General features: G+C 42.8%; 11 protein-coding genes. 9 read left to right on the top strand and 2 right to left on the bottom strand.

What is annotated here, in order from left to right:
- Positions 1–61: 61 nt before the first annotated feature.
- The 9 genes from N5O98_RS00975 (at position 62) to N5O98_RS00930 (ending at position 13,556) form a co-directional block, all read left to right on the top strand.
- On the top strand, positions 62–1,174 hold the full coding sequence (locus N5O98_RS00975) for a hypothetical protein (protein WP_004311602.1): 1,113 nt from the start codon (positions 62–64) through the stop codon (positions 1,172–1,174).
- A complete protein-coding gene (locus tag N5O98_RS00970) occupies positions 1,167–2,642 on the top strand; it encodes a lipopolysaccharide biosynthesis protein (RefSeq protein ID WP_004311601.1) in 1,476 nt (491 codons plus the stop codon). The genes N5O98_RS00975 and N5O98_RS00970 overlap by 8 nt, the downstream gene beginning before the upstream one ends.
- Positions 2,643–2,662: 20 nt before the next feature.
- Positions 2,663–3,781 (top strand): glycosyltransferase, encoded by a 1,119-nt coding sequence (locus N5O98_RS00965; RefSeq protein ID WP_004311600.1) that lies wholly within the window; start codon positions 2,663–2,665, stop codon positions 3,779–3,781.
- Positions 3,782–3,819: 38 nt separating this feature from the next.
- Positions 3,820–4,980 carry a glycosyltransferase family 4 protein gene (locus tag N5O98_RS00960; RefSeq protein ID WP_004311599.1) on the top strand — a complete coding sequence of 387 codons (1,161 nt, stop codon included), beginning with the start codon at positions 3,820–3,822 and terminating at the stop codon, positions 4,978–4,980.
- A gap of 87 nt (positions 4,981–5,067) precedes the next feature.
- The gene (locus tag N5O98_RS00955) at positions 5,068–5,922 is read left to right on the top strand and encodes a glycosyltransferase family 2 protein (RefSeq protein WP_004311598.1); all 855 of its coding nucleotides are present in this window, start codon (positions 5,068–5,070) and stop codon (positions 5,920–5,922) included.
- 6 nt (positions 5,923–5,928) lie between these two features.
- A complete protein-coding gene (locus tag N5O98_RS27460) occupies positions 5,929–8,421 on the top strand; it encodes an acyltransferase family protein (protein WP_004311597.1) in 2,493 nt (830 codons plus the stop codon).
- A 49-nt stretch (positions 8,422–8,470) separates the two neighbouring features.
- Complete coding sequence (locus N5O98_RS00940; RefSeq protein ID WP_004311596.1) at positions 8,471–9,685, top strand: glycosyltransferase family 2 protein; 1,215 nt, start codon at positions 8,471–8,473, stop codon at positions 9,683–9,685.
- Positions 9,686–9,755: 70 nt separating this feature from the next.
- On the top strand, positions 9,756–12,413 hold the full coding sequence (locus N5O98_RS00935) for a hybrid sensor histidine kinase/response regulator (RefSeq protein ID WP_022199354.1): 2,658 nt from the start codon (positions 9,756–9,758) through the stop codon (positions 12,411–12,413).
- Positions 12,414–12,458: 45 nt separating this feature from the next.
- Positions 12,459–13,556 carry an endonuclease/exonuclease/phosphatase family protein gene (locus N5O98_RS00930; RefSeq protein ID WP_004311594.1) on the top strand — a complete coding sequence of 366 codons (1,098 nt, stop codon included), beginning with the start codon at positions 12,459–12,461 and terminating at the stop codon, positions 13,554–13,556.
- Between the two features lie 47 nt (positions 13,557–13,603).
- Here N5O98_RS00930 and N5O98_RS00925 read toward each other — a convergent pair whose 3' ends face one another.
- Together N5O98_RS00925 and ettA are read right to left on the bottom strand one after the other, a co-directional pair.
- Entirely contained in the window at positions 13,604–16,849 is a 3,246-nt protein-coding gene (locus N5O98_RS00925) for a TonB-dependent receptor (RefSeq protein WP_004311593.1), read from the bottom strand.
- Between the two features lie 216 nt (positions 16,850–17,065).
- Complete coding sequence (ettA, locus tag N5O98_RS00920) at positions 17,066–18,757, bottom strand: energy-dependent translational throttle protein EttA (RefSeq protein ID WP_004311592.1); 1,692 nt, start codon at positions 18,755–18,757, stop codon at positions 17,066–17,068.
- Positions 18,758–18,848: the final 91 nt, after the last annotated feature.

The raw sequence follows: 18,848 nt of genomic DNA, 5'->3' as shown, positions 1-18,848 counted from the left end.
AGAAACTTATCATAAGTTTTATTACATTTGCAATGTAATAAAAGTCTTTAAAACCTAAAAAATGAATGATAGCGAAACAGACAGCCAATCAATAAAAGCACTGATCGTTTTCAGAGAAAACGGAGAAACCGACAATCTATTTGTTCCTATCTTATGCGATGCTATCAGAATGGCTGGAATTGATGTGAGATGCTCCCAAAAAGAATTCTGGGAATCGGACACCACTTATGACATCATCCATTTCCAATGGCCGGAGGAGGTAGTGGGCTGGATATGCGAAGACCACGACGTCATCCGCCGCCTGAAAGAACGCATCGCTTTCTTCCGCTCACGGGGAGCCCATTTCGTATACACACGACATAATATCCGCCCCCACTACGCCAATGAAGTCATCAGCCGAGCCTACGACATCATCGAGTCGGAAAGCGATATCGTGGTACACATGGGACATTACAGCCTGACGGAATTCATTGAAAAACATCCCGGCAGCCGGAATGTTGTCATCCCGCACCACATCTACCAATACACCTACAAAGAAGATATCAGCATAGAGCGCGCACGTCAATATCTGAACCTGCCACAAGAAGCATTCATCGTCACCGCCTTCGGAAAATTCCGCAACCGCGAAGAAATCCGCATGGTAGCCAGTGCTTTCTGCAAATGGAATGAAAAGAACAAGCTACTGTTGGCTCCCCGCCTCTACCCCTTCTCCAGACGCAACGAATACGGATGGAATCTTTTCAAGCGCTGGGCTTCGCGCTTGGGTTACTATCTCGCCATGCCATTGCTCAACCGCCTTCTGAAGTTTCATGCCGGAGCCAATGACGAATTGATAGACAACTGCGACCTGCCCTATTACATCGCTGCTTCAGACGTAATATTCATACAAAGGAAAGATATTCTGAACTCCGGAAATGTCCCCCTAGGTTTCCTCTTCCACAAAGTAGTAGTAGGCCCGACAACAGGAAACATCGGAGAAATACTATCCGCAACCGGAAATCCGACGTTCCATCCGGACGACAGATCCGACATTCTGGAGGCACTTGAAAGAGCACGTCAACTGTCCGCATGGGGACAAGGAGAAAAAAACTATGCATACGCATTGGAAAATATGAACATCCGGAAAATAGGAAAGGAATATGCACAAACCTATAAAGATGTAATCAATGGCTAACAACATCAAACGTCAACTATTTTCGGGCGTATTCTACACGGCACTAGCCAAATACAGCGGCATCATCATCTCCCTCGTAGTAGCCGGAATATTGGCACGCCTGCTTTCCCCGGACGACTTCGGAATCGTAGCTATCGCCACCGTAATCATCGCATTTTTCAACCTGTTCACCGATATGGGAATCTCCCCGGCCATCATACAGCACAAAGCGCTGACAAAAGAAGAACTGTCGGATATTTTTTCATTCACCGTATGGACAGGAATTGCTATCAGCCTGCTTTTCTTCGCCGCCTCATGGCTGATTGCCGACTACTACGACAGCCAGATCTTGCGCATCCTGTGCCAACTTCTGTCCGTCAACCTCTTCTTTGCCTCCGCCACCATCGTGCCCGGAGCCATGTTCTATCGCAACAAAGAATTCAAATACATCGCTGTCCGCAGTTTCACTATCCAGATAGCCGGAGGTGCGGGAGCGGTTACGGCAGCCCTCTGCGGAGCAGGACTCTACGCACTGATTATCACCCCGATCATCTCCAGCATACTGATATTTGTCATTTCCTACCAGCGCTATCCGCAACGATTGCGCTTCACATGGGGATTGACAGCACTCCGCAAGATCTTTTCATATTCGGCCTATCAATTCCTGTTCAACGTCATCAACTATTTCAGTCGTAATCTGGACAAACTGCTGATAGGAAAACACATGAGCATGTCCGACTTGGGATATTATGAAAAATCTTACCGGCTCATGATGCTTCCCTTGCAAAACATCACACAAGTCATCACTCCGGTGATGCACCCCATCTTCAGCGATTTCCAAGATGACAAAGCAAAACTGGCGTCCTCCTATGAACGCATTGTCCGCATACTCTCTTTCATAGGGTTACCCATGAGCGTATTGCTTTTCTTTACAGCACAAGAAGTGACACTGATTATATTCGGCAACCAATGGCTGCCCTCCGTACCCGTATTCCGCATACTCTCCCTCTCGGTAGGCGTGCAAATTATACTCTCCTCTTCCGGCTCCATTTTTCAGGCTGCCGGAGACACCCGGAGCCTGTTCATCTGCGGCGTATTCTCATCCACCCTCAACGTGGCGGGAATGCTGATTGGTATCTTCTATTTCGGCACGCTCACCGCAGTGGCAACCTGTATCGTATTGACATTTACCGTCAACTTCGTGCAATGCTACTGGCAGATGTATCACGTAACGTTCCGGAGAAAGGTATGGACGTTCGTCCGTCAACTCCTTTCCCCGCTGGCAGTCAGCGGGTTAATGACAGCGTGCCTCCTGCCTGTGCAGTATACAACGGAAGGAATGAACATTTTCGTGACAATTATTACCAAAAGTATCATTAGTTTTATTATCTTTGGAGGATATATACAGGCTACACATGAATATGACATCATAGGAAAAGTGAAAAAAATAGCTGGCAAGTATATAAAAAAACAAAATAAGCAATTATAGATTTGAGACAACAACAAAGAATGAAAGCCTTATTTCTTATGTTCCACGGCTTTGATAAAGCGAATGGAATAAGTAAAAAAATACATTATCAGGTAAAAGCCCTCAAAGAGTGCGGATTGGACGTGCGTACCTGTTACTATCAAACCACTCCCAACGGTGAGCGCCGATGGATAATAGACGACGAAGTCATTGCCGATTTCGGAACCGGATTCACTGCAAAGATATGGAAACGTGTCTACTACTCCCCCATCACTGAATATGTACGCCGCGAGAAAATAGAATTTATATATATGCGTTCCTTTCACAACGCAAGCCCGTTCACCCTGCAACTAGTCAGAAAATTGAAACGGATGGGAGCGAAAGTGGTAATGGAAATACCTACCTATCCTTACGATCAGGAATATGTGGCATGGTCGATGAAATTCAATCTCGCCATCGACCGCTGTTTCCGCCACCGGCTAGCCAAAGAGCTGGACGGTATCGTCACCTTCTCCAACGCCGAACATATTTTTGGAGGAAAAACGATACGGATCTCCAACGGAATAGACTTCGAAGCAATCCCTATCAAACGAACGATGAACGACACCTCACGCGAACTTCATCTGATTGGAGTGGCCGAAGTGCACTACTGGCACGGATTCGACCGGTTGATACACGGACTAGCCGAATACTACCGTACAAATCCGGAATACAAAGTTTATTTCCACATCGTAGGTCCCCTGTCCGGCATACGCGAACAGGAAGAAATACTGCCTGCCATCCGCGACAACCATCTGGAACCGTACGTCATCCTGCACGGCCCCCTACACAGTGACAAACTGGACGAACAATTTGAAAAAGCAGATTTTGCCATAGGCAGCCTGGGACGTCACCGGAGCGGAATCACCTACATCAAAACACTAAAAAACCGTGAATATGCCGCACGAGGGCTTTCGTTCACCTACTCGGAAACGGACGAAGATTTCGACCGGATGCCTTATGTATGGAAAGTGCCACCGGATGAATCGCCCATCGACATTTGCGGACTGATAAACTTCCAACGCTCTCAACAAATGTCTCCACCGGAGATACGCGAAACGGTCAGAGCACTGTCATGGACAGCACAAATGAGAAAAGTCATTCATGAAACCGAAATCTGATTTCACATAGATATATCTGAAAAAACAAACAATATCTGATGGATAAAAAGATAAAAATAGCCTACTGTATCCCCTCTCTCTATTACCCCAGCGGTATGGAGCGGGTTCTCACACTAAAGGCGAACTATTTTACGGAGCACTTCGGCTACGAGATACATATCATCCTTACCGACGGAAAAGACAAGGAGCCATATTATAAACTGCACCCATCAATCACCATACACCAACTCGACATCAACTACGACGCATTATACGGACGCCCGTTATTCGCACGGATTCTTGAATACAGCACCAAGCAACGGCTATTCAAGAAAAGGCTGAACGAATGTCTATGTAAAATCCGTCCGGACATCACAATCTCCCTTCTCCGCCGCGACATCAACTTCATCAACCAAATGAAAGACGGCAGTGTCAAGTTGGGAGAGATACATTTTAACAAATCCAACTATCGGGATTTCAACAACAACCGTCTACCGGGATTCCTCAAAAAATTAGGTAAGAAATACTGGCGGCACCAACTCATCCGCCAATTGAAACAACTGCGGAATTTCATTGTGCTTAGCCACGAAGATGCCGCTGAATGGACGGAACTCGATAATGTAAAAGTAATCTATAATCCGCTTCCTTTCTTCCCCGAACGTCAGTCCGACGGATTACGGAAACAAGTAATCGCAGTAGGCAGATATGTGCCGCAGAAAGGATTTGACCGACTTATCCCCGCATGGAGCATCGTCAGCAAGAAACATCCGGACTGGGTATTACGAATCTACGGCGATGGCATGAGAGAGCAACTCCAGCGGCAGATTGACGAACTCGGAATCACCTCCAACTGTATCCTGGAACATAACGTGCAGAATATTGTTGAGAAATATTGTGAAAGTTCCATCTTTGTTCTGTCCTCACGTTTCGAAGGATTCGGCATGGTGATCATCGAAGCAATGGCGTGTGGAGTACCACCCGTATCGTTCACGTGTCCCTGCGGCCCGAAAGACATCATCACCGATGGCAAAGACGGTCTGCTTGTGGAAAATGGAGATATAGAAGGACTGGCAGACAAAATCTGCTACCTGATAGAACATGAAGACGTCCGCCGGAAGATGGGAATACAAGCCCGCACCGACGTAGAGCGTTTTAAAATTGAACATATTGCCCGAGAATGGAAAAAATTATTTGAAACAAATTTAAGTATTAAGTATTAAGTATCAAGTATTAAGCGTGGCTGCTAGTACATTTATCCCACATGGCTAATACTTGATACTTAATACTTAATTTAATCCTTTATAAAGATGATTTGGTATAGTAAGTATTTACAAGTTTATGAAAAACCGTTTGCAGAAGCACCCGCATCTGCCATTGAAGAAGTGCGGCAGAATATTGCAAAGCTGCAAAGTGATGAACCGCTTGTCACCGTTTCAATTATCGGCTACAACGAAGAGAAACATCTGCTTGCCTGCCTGTGGTCTTTGAGCGAGATGGAATGCAAATATCCTGTAGAAATTATCGGGGTAGACAACGAATCGAAAGACAGCACGGCGGAGATATTCCGGCAATGCGGTGTACCTTATTATACAGAAACCCAACATAGTTGCGGATTCGCCCGCCTTTGCGGACTGAACCATGCCCGAGGTAAATATCATATCAATATTGACTCCGACACTATGTACCCTCCGAAATACGTAGAAATGATGGTAAACACCCTCGAACGCCCGGGCATTGTGGCCGTCTGCTCTTTATGGAGCTACATTCCGGATGAGAAACACTCGCGATGGGGACTGAAAATCTACGAAGCTGCCCGCGATTTGCACTTGTGGATGCAATCATTCAAACGTCCCGAACTTAGTGTGCGTGGATTGGTTCTTGCCTATCGCACAGAGTATGCACGGAAAACCGGCATACGCACCGATATCATCCGAGGTGAAGACGGTTATCTTGCTCTGCAACTCAAGCAATTCGGCAAAATAGCCTTTATCCGCAACCGCAAAGCACGCGCCGTAACAGGATATGGAACGGTGGGAGCTGACGGAAGCCTGTTCAACAGCTTTAAAGTGCGCGTTGCCAAAGGTCTGAAAGGACTGGGGGGAATATTTACTAAAAAGAAAGAATATAAAGACGAAGACAGCAATCTGATAAAGAACAAATAAACAAGTATGGGAAAACGAATAGAATATATTGACTTCATCAAAGGTATCTGCATTTTTATTGTAGTCTGGGGACATTCTATCCAAAATATGGGAGACGGCAACGACTTCTGGACCAATCCGGTACATGAATTTATCTGTTCTTTCCACATGCCCATATTCATGTTGGTCAGCGGTTTCTTTTTCAGTAAATCCATCGGAAAGCCACTCATACCGAATGTAACCCGAAGATTCAAACAGTTAATAATTCCTTGTTTCGGCTGGTCATTAGTGTTGGTCGCAATCAACATCGGATATATGCTCTATGAAGGAATGATCCCGTCTCCAACCGGAACGTTGAAATCTCTTTTTATAGAGACATTCACCCGTTTCTGGTTCTTACGCTCCGTTTTCATCTGTTTCACACTTGCCATCGTCAGCATGAAAATATTCAAAAAAGATACAGCCGCTTTCGTCATCTCGCTTCTGTGTTTCCTCGCATTGCCGGACAACGGACGTCTGCACCTCGACAAGTTTATGTATCCATTCTTTTGGATGGGGTATTTTATGCACAAATATATCGATGTAATCATGAAACACCGGGGAAAACTACTGGTCGCTTCACTCCTCGTTTTCGCTGTACTCCTCCCTTTCTATCAGAAAGAAGATTATATCTACATCACCGGAATGAGTATGTACGATTATCTGGGAGGAAAGTTCGTTTGTTATCCGCCATGGGAAAAATTGCCGATCATCTGTTATCGCTATTTGATCGGTTTCGCAGGAAGCCTGTTTATCTTCTTGCTACTGCAACGTATCTATCGTCCGCATTTCCGTGCAATCGAAAAAGTGGGCACATATACACTTGGCATCTATACCATACATATCTTGATTGAAGGCAACGTATTGAGTCGGTTCAACCTGTTGGACACCGGGTTCTTCATGTTCAACTTTATTATAACGCCAGCTATCTCCATTCTATTGATTCTTCTCTGCGTGGGAATAATCAGACTGTTGGAAATGACACGCTTCAGCAGCTTATTGTTTTTAGGAAAAACAAAAACAGTCATCATGCTATTAGCAATCTGCCTTATTAACGTATCCTGTATCAAAAAAATCAATTTATATCAAGGAGACAAAGACGATGAAAAAGAAGATAATTCAGGAAACAACAATTCTCCCCAAAGGAAAGACATCATCGTAGACACAGACTTCTTCTACCCTTTCGGGGATGAAAGCCAAAACTATACTGCGGAAATTACAATCAACACCCGCAACACTTTGCCCGAAGAAAATACCATAAAAACGGTTATTCCCGCACTAAAATACAATAAGTCGTGGCTCCTAATGCTTACCCAAGACGACTGCAAACAAGCCGCCTTCTCATGGACGTGGGCTGCCATCAATGGCAAACCTTTGACTAGCGGTTATTATTATCAACTCGGCCACCTGCAATATGATGACCTTCCACCCGATATTTATTATCTTGGTGAAACATTGGGAAGTACGGACGGAGCCGGAAACGAAGTCAGGTTCTCATTTACCACCACCCTCTCACCGGAATGGGAATGGATGGACGCCAAAACACAAATCTACAAAGGACAGACGCAAGAATATTATCGCTTCTTCATGAAATCAGGGCTGACATGGGGAGATGTCAAAGAGATGCTGAACTATGGAACAGGCATCTCCATACATGATGTGAATATAGATAATGAAGAAATCACTGTCGATAACCTACTTAAACATTACGACATTGCCTTGAATATCATCAAAGAGAAATTGTCTGGCAGAGGATGTAAAATGCTGGCTAAACCAAGCGGAATTGCTGAATATATCACCGCTGGACAAGTCCATTCTTCTATACAGACCATGACTTCCAACGACGGTGAAACACTATGTCCGGCAAAAACGGAAAACGATTTAAAAAAGGTGGTACTAAACAGAGGGTTCTATTCCATTGAGGATCTGAAAAAAGAAATCGACAAACAGCTACAATTATCACCGGAAGAACGAATGGCTATCAATGTCGGTGTTCATGGCACAGATGCTTCTTGGGCGGATCTGTTGCTCTGGATTAACAATAACTATGGAAAAAAGGGAGCGGACAACGTGTGGATACCCAACCAGGAAGAATATTATGAATACAATTTCTATCGTACACACGGCACAGCAGCAGTGACAAAGATAGATGAACATAAACTGAAACTGACCGTTCATCTGCCCAGTGAGGAAGACTTTTATTATCCTTCTCTCACAGTCAACCTATCTGGTATAAAGAAAGAAGATATTACCTCCCTTGAGGCCGGAAGCAGTGTTACAGGACTGTCTTATAGTAACTATGAAAATGGGATTATGCTCAATATCGATTGCAGGAAGTATCTGACAGAACATGCCGAAAACTTCGTGAAACGGTATGAAGCAAATACAGCAGATGCTTCTGTTAAAGCGGATGCCCTCTATTTTGTAAATATGCTAAAAGACTCGGATAAAAAGGAGGAATTAAAAAAGCGAATCAAGTGAACGGTTTATAAAAATCAGACACAGAAAAAGTAATAAATATATATTAACCATGAACGAAACCATTACCCTCTGCCTTGAAATTATTTTCTGGCTTGCCCTATTCATTGTGTTCTACACCTATCTGGGCTACGGAATTGTGCTTTACGTTCTCGTCAAGTTGAAAGAACTTTTCGTGAAACCTGTGAAGCGTTCGTTGCCGGCATCGGACGCTGGTTTGCCGGAAGTGACTCTCTTCATTACAGCATTCAACGAAGAAGATGTTGTAGACGAAAAGATGGAGAACAGTCTTGAACTGGACTACCCTGCGGACAAACTGCATATCGTATGGGTGACAGACGGAAGCGACGACAGTACAAACGAACGACTGCAAACCCGTTGGCAGGGAAAAGCGACCGTACACTTCCAACCCCTACGACAGGGTAAGACAGCCGCAATGACACGTGGAATGACGCTGGTGGACACTCCGCTCGTCGTCTTTACGGATGCCAACACCATGGTAAACCGGGAGGCAATACGGGAAATCGTACTTGCTTTCCAAGACCCGAAAGTGGGCTGCGTGGCCGGCGAAAAACGGATCGCCGTACAGACCAAAGACGGAGCCGCTGCCGGTGGGGAAGGTATTTACTGGAAATACGAATCAACACTGAAAGCACTTGACGCCCGCCTCTACTCTGCTGTAGGAGCAGCAGGCGAACTATTTGCCGTGCGTCGTGAACTATTCGAAGCAATGGAACCGGATACGTTGCTCGATGATTTTATTCTTTCGCTCCGGATCACCATGAAAGGTTATACCATTGCTTATTGCACCAATGCTTACGCCATCGAAAGCGGTTCGGCAGATATGCGCGAAGAAGAAAAGCGGAAAGTGCGCATCGCTGCCGGAGGATTGCAGTCCATCTGGCGACTTCGTCCGTTACTGAATCCTTTCCGCTACGGGATACTTAGCTTTCAATATACATCTCACCGGGTATTGCGATGGTCTATTACTCCGTTCCTGTTGTTTGCTCTCTTCCCGCTGAATATTGCAATTCTGCTGTTGGGCGGTTCCGCGATATTCTACGGAGTGCTGCTTGCCATGCAGGTTCTTTTTTACGGATTGGGATATTGGGGATATTATCTATCCACCAAACAGATAAAAAACAAGTTGCTTTTTATCCCCTACTATTTCTTATTTATGAATGTCAATGTGCTGAAAGGCATCCGTTATCTGAAAAAGAAAAAAGGAAGCGGAGCCTGGGAAAAGGCGAAACGCGCTGAAAAGTAAAACAAATGCTATTATCTTTTGTTATCCTTACTATAAGACATTAGTCTCTATCATCTAATAAAAAACAGACATGAACAGAATATTACATGATGCGAATAACGCACAAAGAATATTGAAACTGACGGCAGATACAATGCTATTGGTTGACAGGCACGGAGTCTGCGTAGACATTGAGCCTCATTGTGATCTATGGTTTCTGCAAGAGGATATACTTTTAGGAAAAAATATATTTGAGCTTTTACCAGAATATACGAGAGAGAGGGTGATGCCCATCTTCCAGATTGTACTCGAAGAACAAAGAAGCATCAGCAAGAACTTCAAGTTGGTGCTGAAAGGCGAAACTTTTTACTTCAAATGCCTCATGTTCCCTTATGACGGTATGGTGCTTTGCCAATATCGCGACATCACGCAAAGAAGCAACGTAAAAAGACAGTTGGAACAGGCAAATCTCACCCTGCGGGCTATCCAAAAGGTAGCCCAGATAGGACAATGGACGTACAATACGAAACAGAATATTTTTCATTATCTTGGATATACCGGTGTTTTGTGCGAGGAAAATGTGCAAAACCTTGCCATTGAGAAATATGTGGAACTGATTGTAGAAGAAGACCGTCAGAGTTTTATGGAATGGTGTCGGGTGAACGAAAAAGAACTCAACATGGAAAGCATCAGCTACCGTGTCCGCCTGAACGGAGAAATCTTCTATATGCGTATCCAGACTTATCTGCGTGAACAACGCTCCGACGGTAGTTTCAATATCGAAGGCTATATCCAGAACATCACGGACATACAGCATCGTAGAAATGACATCAATACACTGACTCATGCCATCAACAACGCCAAAGAAAGTATCTTTGCCGCCAAGCCCGATGGCACGATTATCTTTGCCAACCGTCGTTTCCTGTACAATCATGGTATTTCAGAAAACGAAGACATCAGTCAATTAAAGATTTACAATGTCGCCGCAGATATGCCTACACAAGAGGCTTGGAACGAACGTTGCAAAGATGTCATACACGGTGGCAGCAGTAACTTTGTGGCCCATCACCCATCTAAAATCAATAAAGGAATATTGGCTTATGAAGGTACGATGTACAACGTGACCAATGATTCCGGAGAAGAAAGTTACTGGTCGTTCGCCCATGATATTTCCGAGAGGATTCGGTACGAAGCCCAAATCAAACGGCTCAACCAAATCATGGATACAACCATCAACAATCTCCCTGCCGGGATTGTAGTAAAGGAAATCAACAACGACTTCCGATACATTTACCGGAATCGGGAGGCCTACAACCGCGATCTTTATAAGAACGACCCTGTCGGCAAGAATGACTTCGATTTCTACCCGCCTATCGTAGCCGAAAAGAAGAGACAAGAAGATATCCAGGTGGCTACCACCGGAAAAGGTCTGCACTGGACTGCTGAAGGAAAGGACAGAAACGGAAACATGATTATCCTCGACAAACGGAAAATCCGAGTGGACGGTGACGAATTATCTTCGCCTATCATCGTCAGCATCGAATGGGACATCACGGAACTGGAAATAATAAAACGGGAACTTCAATCGTCGAAAGAGAAAGCGGAAATGTCTGATAGCCTGAAGTCGGCCTTCCTCGCCAATATGAGTCATGAAATACGTACGCCGCTGAATGCTATCGTAGGTTTCTCGCATCTCATTGCCGAAAGCGACGATGCGGAAGAACGGAAGACGTATTATAACATCGTAAACGCGAACAACGAACGTCTCCTGCAACTTATTAACGAGATTCTCGACCTCTCGAAGATTGAATCGGGAACCATCGAGTTTTCCTTCGGACCGGCTAGTCTCCATAATCTCTGCCGGGAAGTGCACGATGCTCATATATTCCGTACTCCGCAGGGAGTAAGCCTTGTCTATGAATCCTCGGACGAAAGTCTGATGATTGAAACGGACAAGAATCGAGTATTCCAGGTGATTTCAAATCTGATTGGAAATGCTGTCAAGTTTACGAAGGAAGGAAGTATCAGTTATGGTTACAAACTGGTGGACAATCAGATTGTATTCCACGTAACGGATACCGGAACAGGAATTGAACCGGAGAAAGTGGGGCGTGTGTTCGAGCGTTTTGCAAAGCTGAACAATCATGCGCAGGGCACAGGATTGGGGTTATCTATCTGTAAGTCTATTGTTGAACGGCTCGGTGGAAAGATTTCCGTCAACTCCGAATTTGGCAAGGGGACGACGTTTACATTTACTTTACCATACACGATTGCAAATCCTGCAAATGTGGATTCTTCAAAGAAAGAGAATGGTGAAGGGAACATTGCTGGAATAGCATCTGCCGGAAAAACTGCTGATTCGAATGTTGACAGTTCTGTAAATACACGGCATGCCTGTATTTTGGTTGCCGAAGATACGGACAGTAACTTCGACTTATTGGAGGCTATTCTAGGTAAAGACCATCAGCTTATACGTGCGCATGACGGAATGGAAGCTGTCACGATGTTCGATGAAGTGAAACCGGATCTTATCTTGATGGATATCAAGATGCCGAATCTGGACGGACTGGAAGCTACAAAAATCATCCGTGAGCTGTCTGCCACTGTCCCTATTATTGCTCAAAGTGCCTTTGCATACGAACAGGACCGAAAAGCAGCTGAAGAAGCGGGGTGCAATGATTTTATAGCTAAACCAATAGCGGATGATAAGTTGAAAGCAATGATTCATAAATGGTTGCTTCCTTCGTAGAGAGCTTAATCCCTCATGATACAACCAGCAAATAATTTAGATTAAATGAAAGCCTTTTACAGACTGTTTTATTACATATCCATCGTGCTGACCAGTATTTTGGCAGGAGTTACCATTGCGGGTGCTTTCGTAGGCAATGCCGCACCGGATAGTTTCAAATTTATGCCTTTCATCGGTTTGATACTGCCGATACTTTTATTGGCTAATCTTGCTTCTGCTATCTACTGGACGATTCGTTGGCGGTGCTGGGTTTTCATCCCTCTGATTGCTATATTCAGCAATTGGGGGTATATAAGCTGTGTATTACAATCGCCTTTTTTCAGTCCGGCTTCGTCACCGATGGTTAAAATGAATGTATATACTCCGGGAGTGTTGACGGTTGCTACTTACAACGTCGATGCCTTTAACCACGAGCATACCGGCTACTCATGCAAGGAGATTGCTTCTTACATGAGAAATCTGCAAGCAGATATTCTCTGTTTTCAAGAATTTGGCATTAACGATGAGTTTGGCATCGATAGTATATACGCAGCTCTTTCTAATTGGCCGTATCATTATATTCCTTCTTCGCCCGAAGGAAAGAATCTGTTGCAACTGGCTGTTTTCAGCCGTTATCCTATCAAGGAGGAGCATCTTATCATCTATCCTGATTCGAAAAATTGCAGTCTTGCATGTGATATTGAAATCAATGGTCGCACCATCCGCCTGTTCAACAATCATCTCCAAACAACGGAAGTAAGCCAGAACAAGCGCAAACTGGAAAAGGGACTTCGTACGGATGATTCCCAAAGAGTGGAACATGCTGCCCTGGGACTTATCGACGGCTTACATGAGAATTTCCGGAAACGGGCCGTACAAGCTGATCTTCTCAAGCAACTGATAGCCGCCTCCCCCTATCCTACTCTAGTCTGCGGTGACTTTAACTCTCTGCCGTCTTCGTATGTTTATCATACTATAAAAGGTGATAAGTTGCAGGATGGTTTTCAGAGGAGCGGGCATGGGTATATGTATACTTTCAAGTACTTCAAGCATCTGTTGAGAATCGACTATATTCTCCATTCACCGGAACTGAATAGCACGGATTACTTCTCGCCGGATCTTAATTATAGCGATCATAATCCGGTGGTGATGAGGATGAAATAAAAAAGATGCTCCGTTTATTGAACGAAGCATCTTTTTATATAAATATTCTAGAATGTAAACTTAACGCCTAACTGCATCTGCCATGCACTACCTGTAGAAGCAGTATAATCCCATTTAGAATTTTTCTGGAACACCTCGCGAGAAGATGCATTCATCTGATAAGTAAGAGGTTCTCCTACCTTACTTGCTGTTTTTAACAACCTTACATTATCATAACTCTGCAAACCGCAAGAGCGATAAGCCCCCCACTTCGAATTTAATAAGTTACCAATATTCAACATATCAAGACTTACTTGAATACCGTACTTACGGCTACCAATCTTAGCATAAAAATCCTGTGCTATCTTCATGTCAAAACGGTGAATCCACGGTTCTAAAGAAGAAGCACGTTCTACATACTGCCCCTTGTGATCATTCAAATAAGAGTCATTATTTACATAGTTCCAAAAATCTTCTTGTTGGTCTACCGCCGAATAAGTCACATTATTTTGTTTATCTTTAATATCCACAAATGTCATTTCTTCTTTAGAAGCAGGCACATACATCAAATCGGAATAGTTTCCGTCACCGTTCATATCATTAGAATAGGTATAAGAAAAACGTCCTTGTTGGTAACCTGTATAGAACAAAGAAACAGTCGTTTTCATATTCGCATAAGCAACTTCATAAGAAGCATTAGCTATCAAACGATGCGGGGTAGAAAATAAAGAATAAGAGACACCCGGATCATTCAATGAATTAACTGCAACATTATTCTGCCATACTGAAGCCGCCGATGAACCTGGATTTGCCGTCATATCTTTAGCCATTGTATAAGTGTACCCAAATGAACCTGTAAAGCCAAAATCAAATTTCTTCGTTAATACTGCATTAAAAGAATATTGATAACCTTTTTCATCCCCATTAGTCAACTGTATAACGGTTTTCGTCTTAGGATTGTCATAGTAATTATTCTTAGTCCAATATACACGTCCCGGTTGTTCATTATAGGTTCCAGAAGGGGCCTTTTCGTTCATATTCTTCTGAACAACATTATATATATCACGTGTATACATAGCACCAACAGAAAGCATAAATCCATAAGGTAACTGAAACTCTGCATTTACATTACTACGCCAAACTTGAGGCATTTTAAAATTCGGATCCACATAAGCTATAGCACCGGGGACCTCATTTCCCGGAGTTGATGGAAACATATCCGGATTTTGGGTAAGAGTTTCTTTATAATTTGGATTAAAAGCAAAGTTTGCCGGTAATTCCGAAGTCTCAAATTCGACCATATTTTGCATCTGACCTGCATTTGTCGGTTGGTTAGTGAACCATACAAATGGTAATAACCCTGTAAACAAGCCTGTACCTCCAGTCAAAACAATAGAACGGTCACCTTTTATATCCCAATTAAATCCTAAACGAGGAGATATTAACAATTTACTTTTCGGCCATTCGGATACGTCAACATTCGTTCCATTAAATGACTGTTCTTTGATAGCCGCATTCCCTAACAAATCATCAAAATATAACGGTAAATCAAAGCGTAATCCATATGTCAATTTTAAATTAGGTGTAATAGAATATTCATCTTGTGCATAAGCTCCCAACATACCAAATGTCAGTTCAGCTCCCGGAGCGTCTTTTCCATTATATCCATAAGTAATGCCATACAGCATCGGTTTTTCTCCCGTCATAAAATCGTCCATTGAAGCATAACGATAATATCCATAAGGAGCACGTAAATATGAATTCATGAAATACTGTCTTTCAAATGTTGCACCGGCAGTTATCAAATGGTTTCCTTTATTAATAGTTACATTGTCAGTAACACTAAATACATTATTCTCGACATCATTAAAAGGAGTAAACAATTCTGTACCCAATGTCATATACTGCTTACCGTCCTTGTAAATATCAACCATTGGAAACGCATCTCCCTTAGTTGTACGAGAATCTCGGATATGGGTATAAGTCACTAATAATTTGTTTTGTACTGAAGAAGAAAAATTGCTATTCAACTCACCGGAAAGAGACGTTACAATATTTCTAAAACCATAGTTGGAATTTCCAAATGCAAATGCATCAACCCCATAACGGTTTGAATTAGCTTTAGTGATTACTGAAGAAGTTGAACTAATACTAGCATCATTTTCTGATTTCACTGTGTTAAAACGTAATGACAGTTTATGACTTTTATTAATATTCCAATCCAAACGAGCCATAAGCTTCCAATTTTTACTCTCGAAATCATCAAATTTATCATAACTTCCCGGATCATATCCATATTTATCCTTTACAAAATCACTTATTGTCTTCAAATCCTTTATCCAAGTTCTAGAAATATGATTTTGATTATCCCCACTTCCACCTTCTTCTTGACTAGGAGTCCACAAAATACCAGGGCTAGTACTATTTTCTAATTCTCCATTTACAAAAAAGAATAGTTTATTTTTTATTATCGGAGCTCCTAATGTAAAGCCATACAAACTGGATTTATAACTTTCCACATTAGGAACGTCAACATCGTTAATAGATTTTCCTATAAAATTCTTTGGTTTCTGATATGTATAAACTGTTCCCTTTAATTCGTTTGTACCACTCTTGGTTACAGCATTAATAGAAGCTCCCGTAAAATTGGAATACGTAACACTATAAGGAGAAACATTAACGCTAATTTCATCAATTGCATCAAGTGAAATAGGCTGCGCATCTCCACCCGGCAAATTATTAGTACTCAAACCAAAATTATTGTTCAAAGCTGCACCATCCACAGTTATTGTATTATAACGTCCATCACGTCCGGCAAAAGAATTACTGCCACCCGCATAAGGAGAAAGTTTAGTAAAGTCAGTAATACTACGATTAATAGTAGGCAATGTCGTTAACTGACGCTCACTCACATTCGTTACAGTCCCCATCTTCTCTACTGTTTTCTGTGCTGTTACTATAACTTCATCCAATAATTCAGAACTTTCCTTTAAAACTACATTTAAAGTGTATACTTCTCCTAACGATAAATTTACACCTTTATAAATAGCAGTCTGATAACCAACATAAGAAACTTCAACTTTGTAAGGACCACCGGTACGCATACCTTGCAAATTAAATTGACCACTGATATTAGTCACTGTACCATAACGTGTACCTGACGGCTCGTGGATTGCAACCACAGTCGCTCCAATGATAGGTTCATCTTGTGCTGTAACCTTACCACTCATACTAGAAGTGGTAACCTGCGCACTAACGGTAGCAATGACCATGAGCATCGCCGCTACTAAAAAAGATCGCATTCTCTTTAACATAAATGTAGTTGATTAGTTAATATAAATTGTTTGCTTTTAAAAACTGTGCACAAATATAATTAATAATATTTAGAACTACATTACGATTATACTACAATTTTTTAAGAGAGATAAACGTTTTCCCCTGTTATAAAATGATAAAGGCTCCACAATATTTGCAGAGCCTTTTATTTTGAAACAGAAAGCATTAGAAATGCTTCAATCTATTACTTTATACTAGTCAGTCATTAACTTTCTATAACGAACACGTTTTGGTTCTTCATTTCCCAAACGTTTCATTTTATTTTCTTCATATTCTGAATAAGAACCTTCGAAGTAGAATACATTGGAGTCTCCTTCAAAAGCAAGGATATGTGTACAGATACGGTCGAGGAACCAACGGTCGTGCGAGATAACTACTGCACAGCCGGCGAAATCTTCCAAACCTTCTTCCAAAGCACGTAGTGTGTTTACGTCGATATCATTGGTAGGCTCATCGAGCAACAGTACATTACCTTCTTCTTTCAAAGCCATCGCCAAGTGTAAACGGTTTCTTTCACCACCGGACAGTACGCCGCAGAGTTTTTCCTGATCACCTCCCGAGAAATTGAAACGGGAAAGGTATGCACGCGCATTCACATCACGTCCACCCATACGGATCAACTCATTACCACCGGAAATTACCTGATATACACTCTTATTCGGATCAATATCTCTGTGCTGCTGGTCTACATACGCCACCTTTACAGTCTCTCCTACTTCAAATTCTCCTTTATCCACTGTTTCCAATCCCATAATCAGGCGGAACAATGTCGTCTTTCCCGCACCATTAGGGCCAATCACACCGACAATACCATTAGGAGGAAGCATAAAGTTCAAATCGTCAAACAACAGTTTATCACCGTATGCTTTAGCCACATGTTTGGCTTCAATGACCTTATTACCCAGACGGGGACCATTCGGAATAAAGATTTCAAGTTTCTCTTCTTTCTCCTTCACGTCCTCATTCAGCAATTTGTCATAAGAGTTAAGACGTGCCTTACCTTTCGCCTGACGGGCTTTCGGAGCCATGCGTACCCATTCCAACTCACGTTCCAGTGTTTTACGACGTTTGCTGGCGGTCTTTTCTTCCATTTCCATACGTTTGGTCTTCTGTTCCAACCAGGAAGAGTAGTTACCTTTCCAGGGGATACCTTCACCACGATCCAGTTCAAGAATCCATCCGGCAACGTGATCAAGGAAGTAACGGTCGTGCGTCACAGCAATAACCGTACCTTCATATTGTTGTAAATGTTGTTCCAACCAGTCGATAGACTCTGCATCCAAGTGGTTGGTAGGTTCGTCCAGCAAAAGCACATCCGGTTTCTGCAGCAACAAACGGCAAAGAGCTACCCGGCGACGTTCACCTCCGGAGAGATTTTCTACCGGCTGATCTTCAGGCGGACAACGGAGAGCATCCATCGCACGCTCCAACTTGCTATCCAGATTCCATGCATCAGTTGCATCAATGATATCTTGCAATTCACCCTGGCGAGCAAAAAGAGCATCCATCTTATCCTGATCCTCATAATACTCCGGCAAACCGAATTTCTGATTGATTTCTTCGTATTCTGTCAGTGCGTCAACAATGGGTTGCACACCTTCCATCACTACTTCTTTTACTGTCTTTGTGTTGTCTAAATAAGGTTCCTGTGCCAAATACCCCACGGAATATCCCGGAGAAAACACGACTTCTCCCTGAAAGGATTTCTCCAAACCGGCGATGATCTTCAATAACGTTGATTTACCAGAGCCGTTCAAACCGATAATACCGATTTTCGCTCCATAGAAAAACGACAGGTAAATGTCTTTCAGCACATTCTTATTAGGAGTGAAAGCTTTGCTCACTCCTACCATTGAGAAGATAATTTTTTTATCGTCAGCAGCCATAATGTATGATTATATATTGTTGATAATGGCACAAAGATAAGAAAAATGTTTGAATTCTTTTGGAGTTATAAAAAAATGTTCTACCTTTGCA

The sequence above is a fragment of the Bacteroides sp. LFL-34 genome, assembly GCF_027257075.1.
In the GTDB taxonomy this organism is placed as follows: domain Bacteria; phylum Bacteroidota; class Bacteroidia; order Bacteroidales; family Bacteroidaceae; genus Bacteroides; species Bacteroides ovatus.
The sequence above is the reverse complement of the archived record's forward strand: the minus strand, read 5'-3'. Positions and strand labels throughout refer to the sequence as shown.

Bases quoted from the DNA above. Each gene is read 5' to 3' on its own strand.
- N5O98_RS00930 (WP_004311594.1), top strand. From the start codon at position 12,459: ATGAAAGCCTTTTACAGACTGTTTTATTACATATCCATCGTGCTGACC.
- N5O98_RS00940 (WP_004311596.1), top strand. From the start codon at position 8,471: ATGAACGAAACCATTACCCTCTGCCTTGAAATTATTTTCTGGCTTGCC.
- N5O98_RS00925 (WP_004311593.1), bottom strand. From the start codon at position 16,849: ATGTTAAAGAGAATGCGATCTTTTTTAGTAGCGGCGATGCTCATGGTC.
- N5O98_RS00955 (WP_004311598.1), top strand. From the start codon at position 5,068: ATGATTTGGTATAGTAAGTATTTACAAGTTTATGAAAAACCGTTTGCA.
- N5O98_RS27460 (WP_004311597.1), top strand. From the start codon at position 5,929: ATGGGAAAACGAATAGAATATATTGACTTCATCAAAGGTATCTGCATT.
- N5O98_RS00935 (WP_022199354.1), top strand. From the start codon at position 9,756: ATGAACAGAATATTACATGATGCGAATAACGCACAAAGAATATTGAAA.
- ettA (WP_004311592.1), bottom strand. From the start codon at position 18,757: ATGGCTGCTGACGATAAAAAAATTATCTTCTCAATGGTAGGAGTGAGC.
- N5O98_RS00960 (WP_004311599.1), top strand. From the start codon at position 3,820: ATGGATAAAAAGATAAAAATAGCCTACTGTATCCCCTCTCTCTATTAC.
- N5O98_RS00970 (WP_004311601.1), top strand. From the start codon at position 1,167: ATGGCTAACAACATCAAACGTCAACTATTTTCGGGCGTATTCTACACG.
- N5O98_RS00965 (WP_004311600.1), top strand. From the start codon at position 2,663: ATGAAAGCCTTATTTCTTATGTTCCACGGCTTTGATAAAGCGAATGGA.
- N5O98_RS00975 (WP_004311602.1), top strand. From the start codon at position 62: ATGAATGATAGCGAAACAGACAGCCAATCAATAAAAGCACTGATCGTT.